General features: G+C 63.8%; 19 protein-coding genes. 9 read left to right on the top strand and 10 right to left on the bottom strand.

The features are described from left to right. Position 1 precedes the first annotated feature (1 nt). A complete protein-coding gene (gene dusA / locus LJ655_RS07130; RefSeq protein WP_268991345.1) occupies positions 2-1003 on the bottom strand; it encodes a tRNA dihydrouridine(20/20a) synthase DusA in 1002 nt (333 codons plus the stop codon). 114 nt (positions 1004-1117) lie between these two features. Then, positions 1118-1492 (bottom strand): hypothetical protein, encoded by a 375-nt coding sequence (locus tag LJ655_RS07135; RefSeq protein WP_230560550.1) that lies wholly within the window; start codon positions 1490-1492, stop codon positions 1118-1120. A gap of 391 nt (positions 1493-1883) precedes the next feature. Between LJ655_RS07135 and LJ655_RS07140 the strand changes: the two genes are divergently transcribed. Further along, positions 1884-3419, top strand: coding sequence for a tetratricopeptide repeat-containing sulfotransferase family protein (locus tag LJ655_RS07140; protein ID WP_230560551.1), 1536 nt, complete (start codon positions 1884-1886; stop codon positions 3417-3419). Here LJ655_RS07140 and LJ655_RS07145 read toward each other — a convergent pair. Then, complete coding sequence (locus LJ655_RS07145; protein ID WP_230560552.1) at positions 3395-3640, bottom strand: hypothetical protein; 246 nt, start codon at positions 3638-3640, stop codon at positions 3395-3397. The genes LJ655_RS07140 and LJ655_RS07145 overlap by 25 nt on opposite strands. A 259-nt stretch (positions 3641-3899) precedes the next feature. Beyond that, on the bottom strand, positions 3900-4127 hold the full coding sequence (locus tag LJ655_RS07150) for a DUF3820 family protein (RefSeq protein WP_230560553.1): 228 nt from the start codon (positions 4125-4127) through the stop codon (positions 3900-3902). A gap of 137 nt (positions 4128-4264) precedes the next feature. On the opposite strand from LJ655_RS07150, the gene LJ655_RS07155 reads away from it, so the two are divergent. Next, positions 4265-5317 (top strand): NADP(H)-dependent aldo-keto reductase, encoded by a 1053-nt coding sequence (locus LJ655_RS07155; RefSeq protein WP_230560554.1) that lies wholly within the window; start codon positions 4265-4267, stop codon positions 5315-5317. A 735-nt stretch (positions 5318-6052) separates the two neighbouring features. Further along, a complete protein-coding gene (locus tag LJ655_RS07160) occupies positions 6053-6475 on the top strand; it encodes a hypothetical protein (protein ID WP_230560555.1) in 423 nt (140 codons plus the stop codon). A 52-nt stretch (positions 6476-6527) separates the two neighbouring features. On the opposite strand, the gene LJ655_RS07165 is transcribed toward LJ655_RS07160, so the two are convergent. Both LJ655_RS07165 and nodI read right to left on the bottom strand, forming a co-directional pair. Then, a complete protein-coding gene (locus LJ655_RS07165; RefSeq protein WP_230560556.1) occupies positions 6528-7355 on the bottom strand; it encodes an ABC transporter permease in 828 nt (275 codons plus the stop codon). A gap of 19 nt (positions 7356-7374) precedes the next feature. Continuing rightward, positions 7375-8289, bottom strand: a complete 915-nt coding sequence (nodI, locus tag LJ655_RS07170) for a nodulation factor ABC transporter ATP-binding protein NodI (RefSeq protein ID WP_230560557.1) — start codon at positions 8287-8289, stop codon at positions 7375-7377. Positions 8290-8715: 426 nt separating this feature from the next. On the opposite strand from nodI, the gene LJ655_RS07175 reads away from it, so the two are divergent. Next, on the top strand, positions 8716-9183 hold the full coding sequence (locus tag LJ655_RS07175; protein WP_230560689.1) for a universal stress protein: 468 nt from the start codon (positions 8716-8718) through the stop codon (positions 9181-9183). A gap of 33 nt (positions 9184-9216) precedes the next feature. Here the strand turns inward: LJ655_RS07175 and LJ655_RS07180 are convergent, their stop codons facing one another. From LJ655_RS07180 to lexA, 3 genes are all read right to left on the bottom strand, one after another. Further along, positions 9217-9822 carry a DUF2939 domain-containing protein gene (locus LJ655_RS07180; protein ID WP_230560558.1) on the bottom strand — a complete coding sequence of 202 codons (606 nt, stop codon included), beginning with the start codon at positions 9820-9822 and terminating at the stop codon, positions 9217-9219. A 119-nt stretch (positions 9823-9941) separates the two neighbouring features. Continuing rightward, positions 9942-10286: a hypothetical protein gene (locus LJ655_RS07185; RefSeq protein WP_230560559.1), complete on the bottom strand. Its 345-nt coding sequence runs from the start codon at positions 10284-10286 to the stop codon at positions 9942-9944. 90 nt (positions 10287-10376) lie between these two features. After that, positions 10377-11027 carry a transcriptional repressor LexA gene (gene lexA, locus LJ655_RS07190; RefSeq protein WP_008922406.1) on the bottom strand — a complete coding sequence of 217 codons (651 nt, stop codon included), beginning with the start codon at positions 11025-11027 and terminating at the stop codon, positions 10377-10379. Between the two features lie 312 nt (positions 11028-11339). On the opposite strand from lexA, the gene LJ655_RS07195 reads away from it, so the two are divergent. The 5 genes from LJ655_RS07195 (at position 11340) to LJ655_RS07215 (ending at position 16440) form a co-directional block, all read left to right on the top strand. Beyond that, a complete protein-coding gene (locus LJ655_RS07195; RefSeq protein ID WP_230560560.1) occupies positions 11340-12386 on the top strand; it encodes a sulfate ABC transporter substrate-binding protein in 1047 nt (348 codons plus the stop codon). A gap of 168 nt (positions 12387-12554) precedes the next feature. Next, positions 12555-13451, top strand: coding sequence for a sulfate ABC transporter permease subunit CysT (cysT, locus tag LJ655_RS07200; protein WP_230560561.1), 897 nt, complete (start codon positions 12555-12557; stop codon positions 13449-13451). Continuing rightward, positions 13448-14452 (top strand): sulfate ABC transporter permease subunit CysW, encoded by a 1005-nt coding sequence (gene cysW / locus LJ655_RS07205; protein ID WP_230560562.1) that lies wholly within the window; start codon positions 13448-13450, stop codon positions 14450-14452. Before cysT ends, cysW begins: the two co-directional genes overlap by 4 nt. Then, the gene (locus LJ655_RS07210) at positions 14453-15517 is read left to right on the top strand and encodes a sulfate/molybdate ABC transporter ATP-binding protein (protein WP_230560563.1); all 1065 of its coding nucleotides are present in this window, start codon (positions 14453-14455) and stop codon (positions 15515-15517) included. It begins immediately after the preceding gene. Beyond that, complete coding sequence (locus LJ655_RS07215) at positions 15514-16440, top strand: CysB family HTH-type transcriptional regulator (RefSeq protein WP_230560564.1); 927 nt, start codon at positions 15514-15516, stop codon at positions 16438-16440. The genes LJ655_RS07210 and LJ655_RS07215 overlap by 4 nt, the downstream gene beginning before the upstream one ends. 153 nt (positions 16441-16593) lie before the next feature. Here the strand turns inward: LJ655_RS07215 and LJ655_RS07220 are convergent, their stop codons facing one another. Then, on the bottom strand, positions 16594-21180 hold the full coding sequence (locus LJ655_RS07220) for a YadA-like family protein (RefSeq protein ID WP_329959685.1): 4587 nt from the start codon (positions 21178-21180) through the stop codon (positions 16594-16596). Positions 21181-21427: the final 247 nt, after the last annotated feature.

Consider the following 21427-nt stretch of genomic DNA (forward strand, 5'->3'; position numbering starts at 1 on the left):
TTTATTCAAAAATATCGAGGGGCTCGCGCAGATGCTGTCTTGCTTCGTCAAAGATAGTCAGGTCGCGGGCCGCTAGCCGCTTGCTGTCCGACAGAACGCGACGCCAGCCGCGCGCACCCGCTTCGCCGCGATACAGGCCGAGCGCATGGCGCGTGATCGCGCCGAGATAGGTCCCACGAGCCATTTCAGTCGCGCAATACTCAATCAGTTTCGCTTCGACCTGCTCGCGCGTAAGCGGGGCCTGAGCCGACCCATAGAAGCGCGAGTCGACCTCGGCGAGGACGTAGGGGTTGTGATAGGCCTCGCGCCCGAGCATTACGCCGTCGAGGTGCTGAAGATGCGTGTCGACTTCGTCGAGCGTCTTGATGCCGCCGTTGATGATGATCTCCAGCTTCGGAAAGTCGCGCTTCAGCTGATACGCGTAGTCGTACTTGAGCGGCGGAATCTCGCGGTTTTCCTTCGGGCTCAAGCCCTTCAGGATCGCGTTGCGCGCATGAACGATAAAGACCTCGCAGCCGGCCTCCGCAACGGTGCCGACGAAATCCCGCACGAAGCCGTATTCCTCGACCGTATCGACGCCGATCCGGTGCTTGACCGTAACCGGCACCGAGACGACATCGCGCATCGCCTTCACGCAATCGGCGACGAGTTGCGGCTCGTTCATCAGGCACGCGCCGAATGCGCCGCGTTGCACGCGCTCGGACGGGCAGCCGCAATTCAGGTTGATTTCGTCGTAGCCCCATTGCTCCCCGAGCTTCGCCGAACGCGCGAGATCGTCGGGCTCGCTGCCGCCAAGTTGCAGCGCAACCGGCGCTTCGTCGGGCGTAAACGAGAGATGACGCGGAACATCGCCGTGCAGCAGCGCGCCGGTCGTCACCATTTCCGTATAAAGCCACGTACGGCGCGAAATCATTCGATGCAGCGAGCGGCAATGACGATCTGTCCAATCCATCATCGGCGCGACGGACACGCGGCGGGGACTGGGAGTGTGAGGTAACGACATGGGACGGCCAGACGGCTTGAATCAAAGGAGCAATTTTACCGCAAGGTCAGAAACCGCCGAGCGCGTGAAAGTCACGTCGTTTTGTGATGGATGCAGATACAGGTTCGTCGATCTTCAATGCCCGTGTCCGCCCATCCCGCCCCCGGTCCACGCACTCCCGCCGCCGTGCATGCCACCCCCGCCGCCGTGCCATCCACCATTGCCGCCGTGCCAGCCACTACCATGCCATCCGCCGCCATGCCATCCGCCGCCATGCCATCCACCACGTCCGTGCCAGTTCCCATGTCCGTAATAGCAGCAAGGACCGCCAAAACCGCCGTAGATACCAACCGAGCCATACACCGGTCCGTAGTAAGGTGGTCCATACGCATAAGGATAGTAGGGCTGCGCATACGGATAGCCGTATTCCGCGGGGGGCGCGGCGACGCATCCGGTAAAGCTAGCGGCCGCGGCCGCTAGCAACGTCATCGACGCAATGAGCCTGCTCACGGTTCTCTCCTGCACATACTCATCAGAAACACCGCACGCAATGGAGTTCAGCGGTATTTGTGTCCAGGCGTTACCGCCTGGGCGGGGCGCCGCGCGCTGGGGGGGCGCAACCACAGGAGCCCTTGCCGCGACGCTCAATCCTTCCACCAATCTTCCCGCACGCTACCGATCAGTGCTGGAGTAACACTTCGTTAACGATCTGAAACGCTCCTGAAGGGCACGGCTGCTATGTTCCTCGGACGATTCGTCGTCGAGTCCGCAGCGATGCGCGTGCCTGCGCGGCAATCCACGCTCCAGTTCGACGCAAACAACCCGTTCGCCTGCGAAGCCGCCGGCGGCCGACCGTCGCGCCAGCCTTTCTCCCGCCATCACCAGCGATCCACCGCCGTCAATGACGCCCGATTCCCTCCCGGACACCGCCGCGCCATGGCTCGCCGAAGGCGACGCCTGCATCGCGCGCGGCGACCTCGAAGCCGCACTGCGAGGTTTCGAATCCGCGTGCGCGCTAGAGCCCGTCGAAGCGATCCCTCACGAGCGCCGCGCCGCGACGCTTGCCGCGCTGCGCCGCTATGCCGAGGCGGAGGCCGGTTACCGCGAGGCGATTTCGCTCGATCCGCACAACGCCGATCTGCATCACGGACTCGGCTGGGCGCTCGAGCAGTTGGATCGGCTCGACGCAGCCGTCGACGCCTATCGCGAAGCGGTGCGTTTGAATCCGCGCGCCGCCCGTTCGAGCAACAACGCGGGCAACTGTCTGCAGGCGCTCGGCCGTTTCGACGAAGCGCACGAGGCATACCTGCGCGCGATCCACGTCGAGCCGCGCGTGCCGCTCTACTACCGCAACTTCGTGCAGACCGGGCGCCTCGCCGCCGACGATCCCGTCTTCGCGCAATTGGCGCAGCTTGCAGGGGACGCCGCGTCGTTCGACCGCGCCGACCAGGCCGAGTTGCACTTCGCGTATGGCACGGCGCTGTCCGGCGTGGGCCGCGACGATGCCTCGTTCCATCATCTGCTCAAAGGCAACGCGCTCTATCGCGAGGGCGTGCGCTACAACGAGGCGGAATCGCTCGGACTGTTCGGGCGCTTGCCCGAACTGTTCGGCGCGCACGCGCTGGCGGCGGCACGCGGTATCGGCGATCCTCCGGTGGCGCCGATTTTCATCGTCGGTATGCCGCGTTCCGGCTCGACCTTGATCGAGCAGATTCTCGCGAGCCATCCGCGCGTGTTCGGCGCGGGCGAACGCACCGAATTCGGCGAGGCGCTGGTCCAATGCATTCGCCGTGATGCGGGCGATCCGTTGCGGATCGATGTCGAGGCGTTGGAGAAGGCGGGCGCGGCGCAATGGAGCGCGCTCGGCGCGGACTATCTGCGACGCATGCAGGGCCCGCTCGCGCAATCCGGCGGTCAGGCTGCCCGCTTTACCGACAAGTATCCGTTCAACTTCATCAACGTCGGCTTCATTCATCTCGCGCTGCCGAACGCGCGCATCATCCACAGCCGTCGTTCGCCATTGCAGACCTGTCTGTCGATTTTCTCGCGCATTTTTCACGACGTTCCGTTCGGCTACGATCTCGGCGAACTGGGCCGTTATTACCGCGCATACGATGCGTTGATGGCGCACTGGCGGCGCGTGCTGCCCGCGGATGTCATGCTCGAGATCGACTACGAAGAACTGGTCGACGCTTTCGAAGCGACCGTGCGTCGCCTGCTCGCGCATTGCGGGCTCGAGTGGGACGAACGCTGCCTCGCGTTTCACGAGACGACGCGGCGTGTGAGCACCGCGAGTTCGGCGCAGGTGCGCCAGCCGCTGTATCGAACCTCGATGCGGCGCTGGCAGCCGCGTCGCGAATTGCTCGAACCGCTATGGGAAGGTCTTGGAGCGGAACTGGCGGCGGCCGACGCTCAACGGGCGAGAGCCGACGCGTGATGCAGCCAGGGATATACGCCAACAATGAACATCGCGTAGAGCGCGGCCATCGTCACGCCGGCGGCCGTGCCCCAGATGTCGCGCGAGGCCGCGCCCTGGCGAAAGTGCACAGGTAGTCCAACCACCACGTAACCGATCACGAAGAACAGGATGACCGCGCGCACCGGCGACAGATCGTGGCCGATGAATTCGACGAGTGCGGAAAGGGTGAATTGGGACATGGACAGACATGCGATCACGAAGGCGGGGGATCGCACGGCGCTGGAACGCAGCGGAACACGATTCAACGAACGACGACTGAACCGCTTCACTATCGACGTTTCACAGCGCGACGACCTATGCGGATTAAAGGCCACGCAAAGGCGATGCGCAAGACAAAACCTCGATAAATTTGCATTGGCATGCGTTGCTTGCAGCTCGCCTGCGCTGCGACTTTCAGCCGGCTTGATAAGGCTTCACGCGGCTTTCACGATGCCGGTCTCAACGCTGCTCGCGCTTCGACTTGCGCAGCGGTTCGAGCAGCGGCTTCAAGCCGTTGTGATCAATCTCGTGCATCAACGCGAGGAGACGGCCGATCTCACCGGGCGGAAAGCCCTGGCTCGCGAACCAGTTCAGATAATGGCCGGGCAGATCGGCAAGCAAGCGGCCTTGATATTTCCCGTAGGGCATCACGCGCGTGACCAGCAATTCGAGGTGTTCGTGATTCATGGGAGCGAAGTCGTGAAGAAGCGCGCATGCGGATCGCAATGCGACGCAGGAGCCCCGCATTCTAGCGTCGCTGCAGGTATTGCGGCGGCGTGGTAACGTCAGCGCTTTCCGTTCACCTCTTCAACAGGACAAGCTAGATGGAACACCGCAGACTCGGCGACTCGGACGTGCAGGTCAGCCTGATTGGTCTCGGCACGATGACGTGGGGCGAGCAGAACACCGAGCAGGAAGCGCATGCCCAGATCGACTACGCGCTCGATCACGGCGTGAACCTGATTGACACCGCCGAAATGTATCCGGTGCCGCCGCGCGCCGAAACGCAAGGCTCGACGGAGCGCTACATCGGCACGTGGCTCGCTCAGCACAAGAGCGCGCGCGAGAAAATCGTGCTCGCCACCAAGATCGCGGGCCCGGCGCGTCAGCCGCACAATCCGCGTCACATTCGCGGCGAGGGCAACCAGTTCGATCGCAAGAACCTGACCGAGGCGCTCAACGACAGCCTCAAGCGTCTGCAAACGGACTACGTCGATCTATATCAATTGCACTGGCCGGATCGCAGCACGATGACGTTCGGCCGTCCGTCGTATCCGTGGGTCGACGACCCGTACACGGTGCCGATCGAGGAAACGCTCACGGTGCTCGCCGAATTCGTGAAGGCTGGCAAGGTGCGCCATATCGGCGTGTCGAACGAGACGCCGTGGGGCGTCGCGCAATTTCTCCGCGCGGCCGAAAAGCTCGGCCTGCCGCGCATCGTCAGCATCCAGAATCCGTACAGCCTGTTGAACCGCACGTACGAAGCGGGGCTCTCCGAGTACGCGCATCGTGACAACATCGGTTTGCTCGCGTATTCGCCGCTCGCGTTCGGCTGGCTGTCGGGCAAGTACGAAGGCGGCGCGCGTCCGGCCGGCGCGCGCATCACGCTGTTCGAGCGCTTCCAGCGCTACAGCAAGCCGCAAGCAGTGCAAGCGACTACGCGTTACGTCGAACTCGCAAAGCAGCACGGCTTGTCGCCCGCGCAATTCGCGCTCGCGTTCGTCAATAGCCGGCCGTTCGTGACCAGCAACCTGATTGGCGCGACTTCGCTCGAGCAGTTGAAGGAGAACATCGACAGCGCGAGCGTGAAACTGTCGCCGGAAGTGCTCGCGGAAATCGACCAGCTGCACGAACTGCAGCCGAATCCGGCACCTTGATGGTCAGGTAATCGCGTCGTGCTTGCTGTGGTTGCCCCGGTTGGTCGCCGGGGCGGCCGTGGCAAGCAGATCGGCGCTTCAGGCCGGCCGCCCGAATCCTGCGCGCTCGAAGGCATCCTGCTCGAGCCGGACCTGATCTGCAACCACAGCGGTTCGATCCATCGCCATGCGCAGAAGTCCGGCGCGATCATGTTCACTGGGCTGCTGTCGGTTGCGCGACCGCTACGCCGAGGACGGCTTCGTCGCGATTCCATTGACCGATCCGCAGATGGGCCAGCGAAGTATCGAGGCGCGGAGGATGGGCGGGCGCGAGTTGCCGTCCTCGGATGCGGGCGTTTCGCGACCATCTGGTCACGCGGATCGTCTGTGTCGAGCCGGCTGAGGCGCTCGCGCGGCAAACGGACCAAGGTCGCGGCAAGCGCGCGCCGCGGCCCCCGCAAACCGATGCATGAAATGCGACACATCCCACGCACCAAACGGCAAATGTTCTCCCGGAATCCGATTCACGACCTAAACTGTGGTGGACGGTAACGACGGCCTTTTGAAAACGACTCTGATGGTGCGCTCAACGATCAGGAAAGCGGCGGAACAATGACAGTCGAACCGCGGACATGCCGCGCAGCCCTCGATGCTGCAACGCACACCAGCGTCGGCATGCGGACCCCAAAATAAACGCGGCGCGTCGTCCCGACGGCGTGTTGCCCACAACAATAGAGCGATAGGACCCACACATCCATGGCGCAACAGAAAACCAATCCAAAGCTCGAGCAGGCGCTTACGCGCGGCGATCTCGCGATCCGTCAGGCGAACTCGGCGAGAGCGACCGCGTTGTTGCGCGCGCTCGCCAAGATGATCGTCGATGCATCGGCGACCATCGGCGTGGAAGCCTTTACGCTGATTCATGACGGCGACCGGATCTACGATCCCGCCGACGGCCTGTGGCCGCAGGCGCTGCTGATCTCGCTCGACGGACCGGTGGAGGACGCCGATCCTGACGAATTGCGCACGGTGCGGCTGATCGCGGACGATCCGGGTACCGTGTTCCGGGTCGAATGGCAGCGCGCCGATGGCAAGATCGGGCGCCACGAGGGCGGGCCGTTCGCGACGGTCGCGTTCATCTCCGACGTCGACATTCCGTGGAACGACGACGAGAACTGACGCGGCGCGGTTCGGCGCGGGGGCATGCACGATGCGCCCGCGCGCTGGGGACTTACTTCATCATGCGGCGCCGCAGCAGGATCGCCGAGACGATGAAGCCACCGATGGCATAGGCGGCCAGCACGCTCACATGCAGCGCGGCGTGATCAATCGGCCGGCCGAGCATCGCCGGGCGCATCAGATCGACCGCATTGGCGAGCGGCAGCGCGGCGGTCACGGCCTGGGCGGCCGCGGGCAGTTGCGAGGTCGGAAAGAACACGCCGGAGAGCAGCAGCATCGGCGTGAGCACGAGCGTCTGATAGAACATGAAGAAGTCGTACGACGGTGCGAGCGCCGTCACGATCATCGCGAGGCTCGCGAACGCGAGACCGGCGAGCACGACGATCGGCAGCGCGAGCAGCATCGACGGAAAATTCGCATAGCCGAGCGCGCCTGCCACCAGCATGATCGCGACGCCGGACAACACGGATTTACTCGCGGCCCACATCACCTCGCCGAGCACGATATCGCCGAGCGTGAGCGGCGTATGCATGATCGCCTCCCACGTGCGCTGCACGTGCATGCGTGAAAAGCCCGAATACATCGACTCGAAGCTCGCCGACATCATCACGCTCGAGGCCACCGTGCCCGCCGCCAGAAACGAGATATACGACACGCCGTCGACGTGCCCGACCATCAGCCCGAGCCCGAGGCCAAGACCGAACAGATAGATCATCGGATCGGCGAGGTTGCCGAACATCGACGCGATCGCGAGCTTCTTCCAGACAAGATAGTTGCGGCGCCACACCGCGATCCAGTTCATGGCGTTGGCGGGGAAGGCACCGAACGGTTCCTGTGCCGATGGCGTGTGGTCGTGAGTTTCGTATGTGCGTGCGTCCATGAAGTGCCTCGCTGCCTGGTCAGTCCTGCATCTCGCGTCCGGTGAGCCGCAGAAATACATCCTCGAGATTCGCCGGCCGATGCAGATAGCGTAGATCGGCCCGCTGCTTGAGCCGCGCATGGATGGGCTGCGCGTCGTTCACGTAGCAGAACAGCGTCTCGCCGCTGATCTCGGTGCGCTCGGCGAGCGGCGCGAGTTCGTCGCGCAACGCAAGCGGATCGGGGCCGTAGATTTCGATCACGTCGCAGCCGATCTCGGACTCGATCAGCTCGCGTGGCGCACCTTCAGCGATCTTGCGTCCTTCCTCGATCACGCACAGCCGATGACAAAGCCGCTCGGCTTCTTCCATGAAGTGCGTGGTCAGCAGGATGGTTTTGCCGCGCGCGAGCAGCGAGCGCAGCCGCTCCCAGATGAGATGGCGCGCCTGCGGGTCGAGACCGGTGGTCGGCTCGTCCATGATCAGCACGTCGGGATCGTTGATCAGCGCGCGAGCGAGCGTGAGGCGCCGCTTCATGCCGCCCGACAGTTCGCTCACACGGGCGTGCGCCTTGTTCTCGAGGCGGGCGAATTCGAGCAGCCCCGGCACCGCTGCGCGACACTGTGCAGCGCTCAGGCCGAAGTAGCGGCCGAACACGAGCAGATTTTCACGCACCGAGAAATCGGGATCGAGGTTGTCGAACTGCGGCACCACCCCCACGCGCGAGCGCGCGATGCGCGCGCGGCCCGGGATCGGCTCGCCGCACAGGCGGATCGCGCCGGCGTCGGGCGCCGCGATGCCGAGCAGCATGCGCAACGTGGTGGTCTTGCCGGCGCCGTTGGGGCCGAGCAGCCCGAAGCATTCGCCGGCGTTCACATGAAACGACAATCCATCGACGACCGTTTTTTCGCCGTAGTTTTTCCTGACCTGATGGAATTCGATGGGGGCAGCGGGCATAGATCTAGCGAGACTCCGTAAGACGACACAAGGTAAGGGCAAGACCCACAACATACCTGCGCCACGCGCTTTGCGCACGTGCGGCCGCGAGCGTTGCGAAGCCGCTCATTCCAGAGTATCGGCCGTCGCTGCGAACGGGCGTACGGGAACGCGTTATGCATCAGGGGCCCGGTGCTGCCCGGTAGAGCCGGTTGCAGTCGGCGCGACCGGGCCGCCGCACGGCCCGTGGAGCGCCGACGCAACGTTCGGACACGACGTTTTGCGCCGCGGCATTCCTGCGCAAACGTTGTCGCCAGTCGCCCAACGGTTGTGCACGCTGGGTCAGCATGCACCGGCGATGGACTTAGCGTTTTCCATCCCTTGCAAGCCGGATTGCGGCGCACCATGATTGATTCAGATCGCGCCTTCGCGCGAAGGGGGAAAATGATGGCGAGCTACCAGAAAATCCTGTTGTGCTACGACGGCTCGCGCGAAGGCCGCAAAGCCCTGCGGTGCGGTGCCGATCTGGCTTTGGAGTTGAAGGCGGAAACGCATCTGCTGTCGGTCGTCGACATGCGTTCGAGCATCGCGCAAAGCGCGGGCCTGTTGACCGACGTCGCCTGCGGCAGCTTCGAAAAAACGGCCCGTGAGATCTTGCAGGAAGGGGTGAACTGGCTGACCGAGCGCGGCGTGAATGCCCAAGGGCATTTCGCGTTCGGTCATCCGATCGACGAGATCGCCAATCTTGCCAACGAGTTGCAGGTGGACCTCGTGGTGGTCGGTCATCGCTGCCGGACCGGTTTGTCGCGTTGGTGGATGGGGGCGGGTAACACGCCGCTGCTCGACCGCGTCTCGTGCAGCATCCTGGTGGCATGCTCGTCCGGCCAGGAGCAGCAGCAGGCGGCTGCGGCGTGAGCTTAGCCGCCCGGCATGCCCACCCCGCCAACATCACTCGTTCAGATTGATCGCCGCGAGCTTCCACGTAATCAGACCTTCGCGATGGAAGATGGCCGAGTAATTCGCGTTGCCTTCGCCGCGCCGGAACGTGATGACAAATTCATTGAGACTGCGATAGCCGGCCGTGCTCTGACGCGCGGGGGGCGGCGCGCTCGCCTGATTGGCGCCCGCGGCCGGCGCTTCGCCGCCTGCGGCTGGCGGCGGCGCGGCCGGTTGCTCGCCCGGCGTGCCGCGAGGCGGCATGCCGTTCAGGAGCGCCGCGACACCGTCGGGTGTCGCATAGGCATCGACGAGCGGGCCGATCAGCGTCACCCCGATCACCGCTCCGATCGTGGCCATCTTGTTGCCGGCGTCCGCCTCGAGCCGGCGTGTCAGCATATCGGCCACCTGCTGTTTGAGGCTGGCGCGTAGCGCGGGAAAGTCCACGTACTGATTGACCGTTTGCACGTCGCGCGCATCTGCTGCGCGTTTGAGATTGTTCACCGCGATGTACGGCGACGCATAAACAAACCCCAGCGCGGCAATCACGATCACCACGATCAGCGTGATCAGCAGCGGCCGGGTGGCGCTGCCTTGTGAGCGTTTCGGAACTGTCATCGAATGGGACTCCACGTCAGTGATGATCTAACGTCGACCACGGCGAGGTCGAAACGATCCCATAACACGCGAACATCTGAACATCCGAAATGCGCCTTGGATGCGTGCTCAGAATTCGCTCACGCTTCGAACGCCGCGCCGTGGACGTTGGCTTCTTCGGCTATGCAACGGTCGATCATACGGCATACGGCGTCGACCGTGCCGACCATGATCAAGCGCGATGGTCCATGATAGACCCGCACCGGCGCTCGACGCGCAGGCTCCGCCATGTTCAGCGCCGCATTCAGGGATACGCGTGCGAATGCCGGCAACGACGACGGCAGTCCTGACGCTTCGGCAGGCGCGTCGAACAGCGACGGCGTGCGCGCCGCGGACGCCTCGACCAACCCGCAAGGCGTGAGCTTGCGCAGATGGCGCAGACGACCGAACTGGCGAAAAGGCAGCAGGCGGGCAAGGCGTTCCATGAGTCTCTCCAGGCGATACGGCGTTGATGCGGGCGTAAATGCGGCTTGGGTTGAACAAACTGGCGCGAACGTTCCGGCGACAGCTAAAGATCAGAACTCGCTGGGGCGGATCAGCCCGACCGCGATTCCTTCGAGGGCGAAATCCGCGCTGCCGGTTTCCACGAAGATGTTGTCGTAGTCGGGATTTTCGGCGATCAGCTCGATGCCGTTCGGCCGGCGCTTCAGACGCTTGACCGTCACGTCGTCGCCAAGCCGCGCAATGATGATCTGGCCGTCCTTCGCTTCGCTCCGCTTTTGCACCGCGAGCAGGTCGCCGTCGAGAATGCCCGCGTCGCGCATGGACAGGCCGCGCACCTTCAGCAGGTAGTCGGGTTTGCTCGAGAACAGCGCCGGGTCGCACGCGTAGTGCTGCGAGATATGTTCCTGCGCGAGGATCGGGCTACCCGCCGCGACCCGGCCAATCAGCGGCAGCGACAACTGCATCAGGCCCGCGTGCGGCAGCGTGAACTGGTGCGGTGCATCCTCCTGCCCGGACAGCAGGCGGATGCCGCGCGACGCGCCGGCTGCGAGCTCGATCACGCCCTTGCGCGCCAGCGCGCGCAGGTGCTCTTCCGCGGAATTGGCCGAGCTGAAACCGAGTTCAGCGGCAATTTCCGCGCGGGTGGGCGGAAAACCGGTGCGTTCGATGGCGCGGCGGATCAGATCGAAAACCTGCTGCTGTCGTGCGGTGAGTTTTGTCATGGCCACTGTATGTATGAACAGGTGACTGTATTTTTATACAGTATTCGGCGTATTTCAAGCTTTACTTTAAGTTCGGCGCGAGGGGCGTGCTGCGGCGTCGCCCATCGGCGATATCGCGGCACTTTCGGCGCCTGAGCAGCCGGTACGTCTGTCGTTACCACTTTTGAGCATTAAAAAATGAATAAACATTATTTTTAATGATGAAAGCCCTTCGATAGACTGGCTCCCGGCTTGGCGCTCATGTGCACGTGACCGCGACGCAGAACAACACCAGACACTCATCAGCGGACCATCACGCGGAGAAAAACTGAGATGAACCATCGGCATACGGGGCTTGCGGCTCGAACCGGCAAACTGATCGCGGCGCTCGCCGTCGGCGCGGCGGGCGCGCTCGGCATGTTGGGCGCAAGCGGTGTCGCGCACGCCGACACCACGCTTCTGAACGTTTCCTACGATCCGACGCGCGAACTGTATCAGGACGTCAATCAGGCATTCGGCAAGCAATGGCAGGCGAAGACGGGCGAGACTGTCACCTTCAAACAGTCGCACGGCGGCTCGGGCGCGCAGGCGCGCTCGGTGCTCGACGGCCTGCAGGCCGACGTCGTGACGCTCGCGCTCGCCTATGACATCGACGCGATCGCGAACAAGGGCCTCATCGACAAGGACTGGCAGAAGCGTCTGCCGGACAACGCCTCGCCGTACACCTCGACGATCGTATTTCTCGTGCGCAAGGGCAACCCGAAGCACATCAAGGATTGGGACGATCTGGTGAAGCCGGGCGTGTCGATCGTGACTCCGAATCCAAAGACCTCGGGCGGCGCGCGCTGGAATTATCTGGCCGCCTGGGCCTACGCCGAGCATCAGCCGGGCGGCAACGACCAGAAGGCAAAGGAGTTCGTCGGCAAGCTGTACAAGAACGCCGGCGTGCTCGATTCGGGCGCGCGCGGCGCGACCACGAGCTTCGTGCAGCGCGGTATCGGCGACGTGCTGATCGCGTGGGAGAACGAGGCGTTCCTGTCGGTGAAGGAGTTTGGTCCGGACAAGTTCGAGATCGTCGTGCCCTCGGTGAGCATCCTCGCCGAGCCGCCGGTCGCGGTGGTCGACAAGGTCGTCGACAAACACGGCACGCGCAAGCTCGCCGAGGCGTATCTGAACTTCCTGTATAGCGAGGAAGGCCAGGAGATTGCGGCGCGCAATTTCTATCGTCCGCGTTCTAACAAGGTTCCGGCCGAGCTGACCGCGAAGTTCCCGAAGCTCAAGCTCTACACGATCGACGATTCGTTCGGCGGCTGGGCCAACGCACAGAAGACCCACTTCGCGGATGGCGGCGTGTTCGATTCGATCTATCAGCCGCAGTAAGAATCGCCGTCTGAAGTTCAGGCAGAGGAAAGAGGGCGCGCCCAATCGGCGCGCTTTCGGCCAACCGGACGCCGGTGGCCGGCAGTACCGCAGTACCACATCACGACAACACGGCAACACGGCAACACGAACAACCGCGCGAGCATCAACCATGAACGAGTATCCAGCATGACCACGTTGACCTTCCGCAAGCCGAGCGCATTGCCCGGTTTTGGCCTGACACTCGGCATCACGGTGGCTTATCTGAGCCTCGTGGTGCTGATTCCGTTGGCGGCGACCTTTCTGAAAACCGCGACGCTCGACTGGGACCAGTTCGTGCGGGCAGTCAGCTCGCCGCGCGTGCTCGCTTCATACCGGCTGACGTTTTTCTCGGCGCTCGGCGGCGCGCTGATCAACGCCGTGTTCGGCTTTCTCGTCGCGTGGGTGCTGGTGCGCTACACGTTTCCCTTCAAGCGCATCGTCGATGCGGTCGTCGATCTGCCGTTCGCGCTGCCCACCTCGGTCGCGGGCATTTCGCTCGCGGCCGTGTATGCAGGCAACGGCTGGATCGGCCAGTTCCTCGCGCCGCTCGGCATCAAGATCGCGTTCACGCCGGCCGGGGTGCTGGTCGCGCTGACGTTCATCGGCCTGCCTTTCGTCGTGCGCACGGTGCAGCCGGTGCTCGAGGAGTTCGAGCGTGAGCAGGAGGAGGCGGCCGCGTGCCTCGGCGCGTCGCGCTGGCTGACGTTTCGCCGCGTGGTGCTGCCGGCTGTGTTCCCGGCGCTCCTGACCGGCTTCGCGCTCGCCTTCGCGCGCGCACTCGGCGAATACGGCTCGGTGATCTTCATCGCGGGCAATGTGCCGATGAAGTCCGAGATCACGTCGCTCCTGATCATCACCAAGCTCGAGCAATACGACTATGCGGGTGCGACGGCGCTCGCGGTCGTGATGCTGGTCGTGTCGTTCCTGATGCTGCTGTTGATCAACACGTTGCAGTGGTATCTGCAGCGGCGCACGAGCCGCGGCAACACAGGGCCGGCGCCGGCGGCCACGAACGTCGCCGCCATCGGTGGAGGCGTGCAATGAGCCGCGTTCCGACGAATCCGGCGCGCGCCGTGCGTCGCCCCGATCCGGTCAGCGAGCCGCCCGTCGTGCGCTGGCTGCTGATCGGCCTCGCGCTGCTGTTTCTCGCGCTGTTTCTGGTCGTGCCGCTCGCCGCGGTGTTCTATCAGGCGCTGAACAAAGGGCTGCGCTTTTACTTCGAAGCGCTCGTCGATGCCGATGCGCTGTCGGCCATCAAACTGACGCTGCTCACCGCGGCGATCGCGGTGCCGCTGAATCTCGTGTTCGGCCTCGCGGCGTCGTGGTGTATCGCGAAGTTCGACTTCCGCGGCAAGGCGCTCCTGACCACGCTGATCGATTTGCCGTTCTCGGTGTCGCCGGTGATCTCCGGTCTGATCTACGTGCTGATGTTCGGCGCGCAGGGCTGGTTCGGCCCGTGGCTCCAGGATCACAACGTGCAGATCATTTTCGCGGTGCCGGGCATCGTGCTCGCGACAATCTTCGTCACGTTCCCGTTCGTCGCGCGCGAACTGATTCCGCTCATGCAGGCGCAGGGCAACGACGAGGAAGAAGCCGCGCGCGTGCTCGGCGCCTCGGGCTGGCAGACGTTCCGGCGCGTCACGCTGCCGAACGTCAAATGGGGTCTGCTGTACGGCGTGATTCTGTGCAATGCGCGCGCGATGGGCGAGTTCGGCGCGGTCTCGGTCGTGTCGGGCCATATTCGCGGGCAGACCGACACGATGCCGCTGCACGTCGAAATTCTCTACAACGAATACAACTTCTCGGCCGCGTTCGCCGTGGCGTCGCTGCTCGCGCTGCTCGCGCTCGTGACGCTTGGGCTGAAGCTGCTGGCCGAGCGTCATATGTCGGCGGACCTGTCGGCCGCGCGCGAGGTGCCCGCGTATGCGGGGCCGGTGCCATCCGCCGCCTCACAGGCCGGCAGTGCGCAGTCCGGTTCTCATTCGTTTTTCGTCAACGCCACGCCTGCGTCGCAGCGACATCCGCTCAAGCAAGGAGAGCTGTAAATGGGTATCACCGTTCGTAACCTGCAAAAGCGCTTCGGCGATTTCGTCGCGCTCGACGACGTGTCGCTCGACTTTCCGCCGGGCGAACTCGTCGCGCTGCTCGGGCCGTCGGGTTGCGGCAAGACGACGCTGCTGCGGGTGATCGCCGGCCTCGAATACGCGGACGGCGGCCAGGTCGAGCTGCAAGGCCAGGACGTCGCGGCGGTCGGCGCGCGTGAGCGCGAAGTGGGCTTCGTTTTCCAGCATTACGCGCTGTTCCGTCATATGACGGTTTTCGAAAACGTCGCGTTCGGGCTGCGCGTGAAGCCGCGCAAGGAGCGTCCGTCGGAAAGGACGATTCGCGAGAAGGTGCACGAACTGTTGAAGCTCGTGCAGCTCGACTGGCTCGCGCAGCGCTATCCGTCGGAGCTTTCGGGTGGTCAGCGGCAGCGCATCGCGCTCGCGCGCGCATTGGCTGTGGAGCCGAAGGTACTGCTGCTTGACGAGCCGTTCGGCGCGCTCGACGCGAAGGTGCGCAAGGAACTGCGCAGCTGGCTGCGTCGCCTGCATGACGATCTGCATATTTCGACGATCTTCGTCACGCACGACCAGGAGGAAGCGCTCGAAGTGGCCGACCGCATCGTCGTGCTCAATCGCGGGCATGTCGAGCAGACAGGCAGCCCGCAGGATGTGTACGACCACCCGCAGACGCCATTCGTCTACGAGTTCCTCGGCGCGGCGAACCGTCTGCGCGGCAACGTCGATGCGCGAGGCTTCGTCGTCGACGGCGCCGCGCTGCCGGTTGCGATCACGGCTGATTTCAGTGGTCCTGCGTGCGCTTATGTGAGGCCGCACGATTTGCAGCTTTATCCGCAGACGGCCGGACATCGCGAGGGCATCGTCGTCGACGTGCGGCGCGTGGTGACGCTCGGCGGCTCGGTGCGCGTCGAGCTCGCGGGCCGCGAGGGCAATCTGCTCGAAGCGGAACTCGATCGCGAAACGTGGCGCGATCTGCAACTAACAATAGGCGACGGCGTGACGGCAGTGCCGCGCGCGTTGCGCGTGTTTCCGGAGACAAATCGATGAATTTCCAGCAGTTGCGCTTCGTGCGCGAGGCCGTGCGTCAGAACATGAACCTGACCGAAGTGGCGAATGTGCTGTACACGTCGCAATCGGGCGTGTCCAAGCAGATCAAGGATCTCGAGGACGAGCTCGGCGTGGACATCTTCATTCGCCGCGGCAAGCGTCTGACGGGCCTCACCGAGCCGGGCAAGGCCGTGCATCAGCTGATCGAGCGGATGCTGCTCGATGCGGAGAATCTGCGCCGCGTTGCGCGTCAGTTCGCCGATCAGGACAGCGGCCACCTCGTCGTCGCGACCACCCATACGCAGGCCCGCTACGCGTTGCCGAAGGTGGTCCGGCAGTTCACGTCGGTGTTCCCCAAAGTGCACCTGGCGCTGCGCCAGGGCAGCCCGCAGCAGATCGCGCAAATGATCATCAACGGCGAGGCGGATATCGGCATCTCGACCGAAGCGCTCGACCGCTTCCCCGACATCGTCACGTTCCCGTGCTATTCGTGGCATCACGTGGTGGTGGTGCCGAAGGATCATCCGCTCGTCGGCCGCTCGAATTTGACGCTCGAGGAGATTGCCGAATTCCCAATCGTCACCTATGACCAGGACTTCACGGGCCGCTCGCATATCGATCAGGCGTTCGCCAAAGCGGGTGCGCTGCCCGACGTCGTGTTGACCGCGATCGACGCCGACGTGATCAAGACCTACGTCGAGCTCGGCATGGGTATCGGCGTGGTGGCGGCGATGGCCTACGACCCGAAGCGCGACACTGAGCTCGTCGCGCTCGACACGCAGCATCTCTTCGAGGCGAGCACGACTCGCGTCGGCTTGCGCAAGGGGGCGTTCCTGCGCGCGTACGCGTACCGGTTGATCGAAATGTTCGCGCCGCAACTGAACGAGGTCGATATCGCGGCGCAACTGCGTGAGGCGGCTTAAAGCCGCGAACAGCTGACGGTGGGGCTTGCACCCGCGGGGGGGGGGGGCGCACAAAAGAAAAAGAGTCTTGCCAGTCCCGGCAAGACTCTTTCCAAACGCCCGCTACACGAATGCTGAACTAACGGACCTCCCCTCTTTTACGTGAAATGGCTGTTAGAACTCGTAGCCAATCTGAGCACGTACGCCAGCGTCGCCAGTCGACGTAACCGATACCGCGGCGTTGACGAGCCACTTATTGTTGCGTGAACGGTACGTCGCGCCTACTGCTGCGGCGCTGCCGCCCTTATACGTCGCGCCACCCGCTGCGACGATCGTCTTGCCCGGACCCGACGGCGTCATGTTCGGCATTGCCATCGCTGCCGCGATACCCGCGTACGCATTTTTCGCAACGTTGTTAATCGCGTTATTCATCTCGCCGAAACGCTGATCGGTGTAGCTGTTGGCCTGCTGCACGCCCCGTGCGACCGAACTGTTCATCTGACCGACATTGACTGCATCCGTGTCTGCCGTACCCGCTGCAACGTTGGTGATCTGGCGTTCGTTGCCCGCCGAGCCCACCGACACCGAGTTGTCGCGATCCGTCACCGAACCTTGACCCAACGCCACCGAGTTCGCATTGCCAGCCTGCGAGCCCGTGCCGATCGCCGTCGAGTTGACGCCGGTCGCCGCCGCGTTGTTGCCCACTGCCACCGTGTTGTCCGCCGCTGCATTGGCGTTTGCCCCGACCACCGTGCTGGCTGCACCGGTACCCGGCGCCGCTGCATTGACTACTGGGTCCTTGCCGTTGTCCGACGACGTAGCATCCGGGACAGTGAGGTCCGGGCTGCCCGCCTGGATGTTCGACATTTGCGAACCTAGATCCTGCACCTGGCCGTTCAGATCCGTCACCTGGTCCTGCAAAGCCGACAGCTGACCGTAGTTCACCGCGTCGTACTGGCTCGTGCCATTTGCCACATTGGTCAGGATCACCGGACCTGCGTTCAAGCCAGCACCCAGCGTCACGGAACCGAAGTTCACCGAACCGTCGATGTGACGGTCATACTGCACCGCGCCCGACAGTTGCGTCCCGACATCGCCCACCTGGGTCTGCAGCTTCGTGATGTCCGTCGTGTTCTGCGTCACCCGGTCATCGAGGTTGGTGACGGCGTCGCCCACGGTATGCACCGTCGTACCGCCGACGCGGTAGCTCGGGGCCGAGATCGTGCCGTCCGCATTCACCGTCGCACCACCGCCCAGGCCCGCGGCCACGCTCGCCGAGTTCGCATACAGCTGGCTGCCGTTGATGGCCTCCTTGCTGCCCGCAGCAACCGCACCGTCGGCCACGCCGGCGAGCGTGCGCACGCCGTCGATACCGGTGAAGTCCACCGTCGAGCCGTCCAGGCCCCTGGCCACCGTGATGACCTTGCTGGTCGCATCCTGCTGCACCAGGCCGACGACGCCGCCGTCCAGTTGCTGCGTCAGGTTCGTGACCGAGCTTTCGACGCTGGTGACGCGGCCGTCGATGCTGGTGACGCGGTTGTCCACCGTGCTCACGCGGGTGTCCAGGCCGGTGATGTTCGTCGTGTTGGCCGTCACGTTCTGGTTGGTCGCGTACAGCTGCGAACCGTTCACCGCTTCGGTGCTGGTGTTGCTCAGCGCACCGGCGTTCACGCCGGCGAGCGTGCGCACGCCGTCGGTACCGGTGAAGTCCACCGTCGAGCCGTCCAGGCCCCTGGCCACCGTGATGACCTTGCTGGTCGTATCCTGCTGCACCAGGCCGACGCTGCCGCCGTCCAGTTGCTGCGTCAGGTTCGTGACCGAGCCTTCGACGCTGGTGACGCGGCCGTCGATGCTGGTGACGCGGCCGTCGATGCTCGTGACGCGGTTGTCCACCGTGCTCACGCGGCTGTCCAGGCCGGTGATGTTCGTCGTGTTGGCCGCGATGTCGGTCGTGTTGGCCGTCACGTTCTGGTTGGTCGCGTACAGCTGCGAACCGTTCACCGCTTCGGTGCTGGTGGCGCTCAGCGCACCGGCGTTCACGCCGGCGAGCGTGCGCACGCCGTCGATACCGGTGAAGTCCACCGTCGAGCCGTCCAGGCCCCTGGCCACCGTGATGACCTTGCTGGTCGCATCCTGCTGCACCAGGCCGACGACGCCGCCGTCCAGTTGCTGCGTCAGGTTCGTGACCGAGCTTTCGACGCTGGTGACGCGGCCGTCGATGCTGGTGACGCGGTTGTCCACCGTGCTCACGCGGCTGTCCAGGCCGGTGATGTTCGTCGTGTTGGCCGTCACGTTCTGGTTGGTCGCGTACAGCTGCGAGCCGTTCACCGCTTCGGTGCTGGTGGCGCTCAGCGCACCGGCGTTCACGCCGGCGAGCGTGCGCACGCCGTCGGTACCGGTGAAGTCCACCGTCGAGCCGTCCAGGCCCTTGGCCACCGTGATGACCTTGCTGGTCGTATCCTGCTGCACCAGGCCGACGCTGCCGCCGTCCAGTTGCTGCGTCAGGTTCGTGACCGAGTCTTCCACGGTGCTCACGCGGCTGTCCAGGCCGGTAATGTTGGTCGTGTTCCCAGTCACGCGACCGTCCAGGTTGTCGATCGCATCGCCCATGTTGTTGACCGTCGTGCCGCCCACCGTGTAGGCAGGCGCATTGATGGAACCGTCGGCATTGACCGCAGCACCGCCACCAAGCGCGGCGGTGACACCCTTGAGTTGCGACACAACAACCGCGTCCGAGTCCTGCGTGCCGGCCGCCACATTGATGATCTGACGCTGGAGCGTCGTGCTGCCAACCGACACCGCGTTGCCGCGGTCGGCGATCGACTTCGAACCCAGGGCCACCGAGTCATCCTCCGATGCAGACGCACCTGAACCCAGTGCGATCGAGCGGACCCCTGCCGATTGAGCGAGAAAACCAACTGCCGTGGAGGAGTCTCCCGCCGCAATAGCACGGGCACCGACCGCAGCAGAGTTGACCCCCGACGACTCAGCGGTTGAACCAAGTGCCGTAGACCAAGCTCCTGTCGCTTTGGTATTGTCACCAATTGCAGTCGAACCCTGGCCTGTCGCGCCGGCTCGATTACCGACCGCCGTGGCCTGTTTCGCAGCCACGGCTGCTCCGCCGGCAGCCACAGCCCCGCCATCGCTGGCACTTGCATCAACATCGGTGCCCGTAAGGCCCGCGGTGGCCTTGAAGAAGCGATTCGCGCCAGCCACTGCAGCCACGTCATTGGCGAGATTCGTCACGTTCTGGTTGGTCGCGTACAGCTGCGAGCCGTTCACCGCTTCGGTGCTGGTGGCGCTCAGCGCACCGGCCTTCACGCCGCTCAGCGTGCGCACGCCTTCGGTACCGCTGAAGTCCACCATCGTGCCGTCCAGACCACTGGCCACCGTGATGACCTTGCTGGTCGCATCCTGCTGCACCAGGCCGACGCTGCCGCCATCCAGTTGCTGCGTCAGGTTCGTGACCGAGCCTTCCACGTTGCTCACGCGGCCGTCGATGCTGGTGACGCGGTTGTCCACCGTGCTCACGCGGCTGTCCAGGCCGGTAATGTTGGTCGTGTTCCCAGTCACGCGACCGTCCAGGTTGTCGATCGCATCGCCCATGTTGTTGACCGTCGTGCCGCCCACCGTGTAGGCAGGCGCATTGATGGAACCGTCGGCATTGACCGCAGCACCGCCACCAAGCGCGGCGGTGACACCCTTGAGTTGCGACACAACAACCGCGTCCGAGTCCTGCGTGCCGGCCGCCACATTGATGATCTGACGCTGGAGCGTCGTGCTGCCAACCGACACCGCGTTGCCGCGGTCGGCGATCGACTTCGAACCCAAGGCCACCGAGTCATCCTCCGATGCAGACGCATTTTGACCCAGTGCGATTGAGCCGCGTCCTGCCGATTGAGCGTTGGAACCAACTGCCGCGGAGAAGTCCCCTGCCGATTTCGCAAGCGCACCAACCGCAGCAGAGTTGACCCCCGCCGACTCGGAGGTTGAACCAACCGCCGTGGACCAGTCACCTGTCGCCTTAGTCCGGTCACCAAGTGCAGCAGAGCCCTTGCCTTCCGCGTAGGACTGGTTGCCGAGCGCTGTGGACCTCAATCCTGCCGAGTACGCTTGGTAACCGACCGCCGTGGAGTAATCCCCTTCCGAGCGTGCCTCGTAACCTAAAGCGGCTGAGAGATCAGCTGACGCCGTCGAATTGGCGCCCAGCGCGATCGAGTTCTGCGCCGATGCAGAGGCGTTGTTACCGAGCGCGGTCGAATTCGCATCCAACGCCTTGGCGTTTACACCAATAGCCGTAGACCCGCTTTCGCTTGCCGTGGAACTGGCACCAATGGCAGTCGAACTGGCGCCAGATGCCGTGGAACTGGCGCCAACTGCCGTCGACTGGCCGCCGGTCGACTGGGCAGCATCTCCCAGCGCTGTACTATATCCGCCGTTCGCGATTGCGGCAGGTCCAACCGCAACGTTACCGTTCGTACCATCCTGTCCCGCGACTGTAGTGCCGCCGTTAGGGGCCGTCTGGGATGCGGCACCCGTTGCGACGTTCGTCACATCAGTACCAACGGCCATATTATTCGCGAATGCCGTTCCGGATGAGGCAAGACACGCGACACCGGCTACGACAGCCACCGCATTCGCGACTGCCGTCCCAATCGTCCGGGAAGATCTATTTGGCTTTCGGCGTGCAGCCGCCTGCTCGGACACAGCCACCCACGACCCACTTGCTTCATTCCAGACGCTGACATATGACTTGTTCATGACATCATTCCTTTTAAGATCTAAGAAACATAGGTATGCGAACTATTTGAAGATCAACGCTGACCGCTTTCGTTGTTCAATATCAGTCGCAAAAACAGGGACGATAAAGTTTCCGCAAGCTAACGACCGCAGTAAGAACCGGCGAGATTCTACTGGGTCAATCGGGAGCGGTGTGTTAATTCTCTTTAACTGTGTTCATTTTAATTTTTTGAGACGCAGCGAATATAGGTCGCGTCCGAATATGTTT

Origin of the sequence: Paraburkholderia translucens, from assembly GCF_020881035.1 — a bacterium.
Lineage (GTDB): Bacteria > Pseudomonadota > Gammaproteobacteria > Burkholderiales > Burkholderiaceae > Paraburkholderia > Paraburkholderia translucens.

Excerpts from the sequence above, each read along its gene's own strand:
- dusA (WP_268991345.1), bottom strand. The coding sequence starts at position 1,003 with ATGTCGTTACCTCACACTCCCAGTCCCCGCCGCGTGTCCGTCGCGCCG.
- LJ655_RS07140 (WP_230560551.1), top strand. The coding sequence starts at position 1,884 with ATGACGCCCGATTCCCTCCCGGACACCGCCGCGCCATGGCTCGCCGAA.
- LJ655_RS07145 (WP_230560552.1), bottom strand. The coding sequence starts at position 3,640 with ATGTCCCAATTCACCCTTTCCGCACTCGTCGAATTCATCGGCCACGAT.
- LJ655_RS07150 (WP_230560553.1), bottom strand. The coding sequence starts at position 4,127 with ATGAATCACGAACACCTCGAATTGCTGGTCACGCGCGTGATGCCCTAC.
- LJ655_RS07155 (WP_230560554.1), top strand. The coding sequence starts at position 4,265 with ATGGAACACCGCAGACTCGGCGACTCGGACGTGCAGGTCAGCCTGATT.
- LJ655_RS07160 (WP_230560555.1), top strand. The coding sequence starts at position 6,053 with ATGGCGCAACAGAAAACCAATCCAAAGCTCGAGCAGGCGCTTACGCGC.
- LJ655_RS07165 (WP_230560556.1), bottom strand. The coding sequence starts at position 7,355 with ATGGACGCACGCACATACGAAACTCACGACCACACGCCATCGGCACAG.
- nodI (WP_230560557.1), bottom strand. The coding sequence starts at position 8,289 with ATGCCCGCTGCCCCCATCGAATTCCATCAGGTCAGGAAAAACTACGGC.
- LJ655_RS07175 (WP_230560689.1), top strand. The coding sequence starts at position 8,716 with ATGGCGAGCTACCAGAAAATCCTGTTGTGCTACGACGGCTCGCGCGAA.
- LJ655_RS07180 (WP_230560558.1), bottom strand. The coding sequence starts at position 9,822 with ATGACAGTTCCGAAACGCTCACAAGGCAGCGCCACCCGGCCGCTGCTG.
- LJ655_RS07185 (WP_230560559.1), bottom strand. The coding sequence starts at position 10,286 with ATGGAACGCCTTGCCCGCCTGCTGCCTTTTCGCCAGTTCGGTCGTCTG.
- lexA (WP_008922406.1), bottom strand. The coding sequence starts at position 11,027 with ATGACAAAACTCACCGCACGACAGCAGCAGGTTTTCGATCTGATCCGC.
- LJ655_RS07195 (WP_230560560.1), top strand. The coding sequence starts at position 11,340 with ATGAACCATCGGCATACGGGGCTTGCGGCTCGAACCGGCAAACTGATC.
- cysT (WP_230560561.1), top strand. The coding sequence starts at position 12,555 with ATGACCACGTTGACCTTCCGCAAGCCGAGCGCATTGCCCGGTTTTGGC.
- cysW (WP_230560562.1), top strand. The coding sequence starts at position 13,448 with ATGAGCCGCGTTCCGACGAATCCGGCGCGCGCCGTGCGTCGCCCCGAT.
- LJ655_RS07210 (WP_230560563.1), top strand. The coding sequence starts at position 14,453 with ATGGGTATCACCGTTCGTAACCTGCAAAAGCGCTTCGGCGATTTCGTC.
- LJ655_RS07215 (WP_230560564.1), top strand. The coding sequence starts at position 15,514 with ATGAATTTCCAGCAGTTGCGCTTCGTGCGCGAGGCCGTGCGTCAGAAC.
- LJ655_RS07220 (WP_329959685.1), bottom strand. The coding sequence starts at position 21,180 with ATGAACAAGTCATATGTCAGCGTCTGGAATGAAGCAAGTGGGTCGTGG.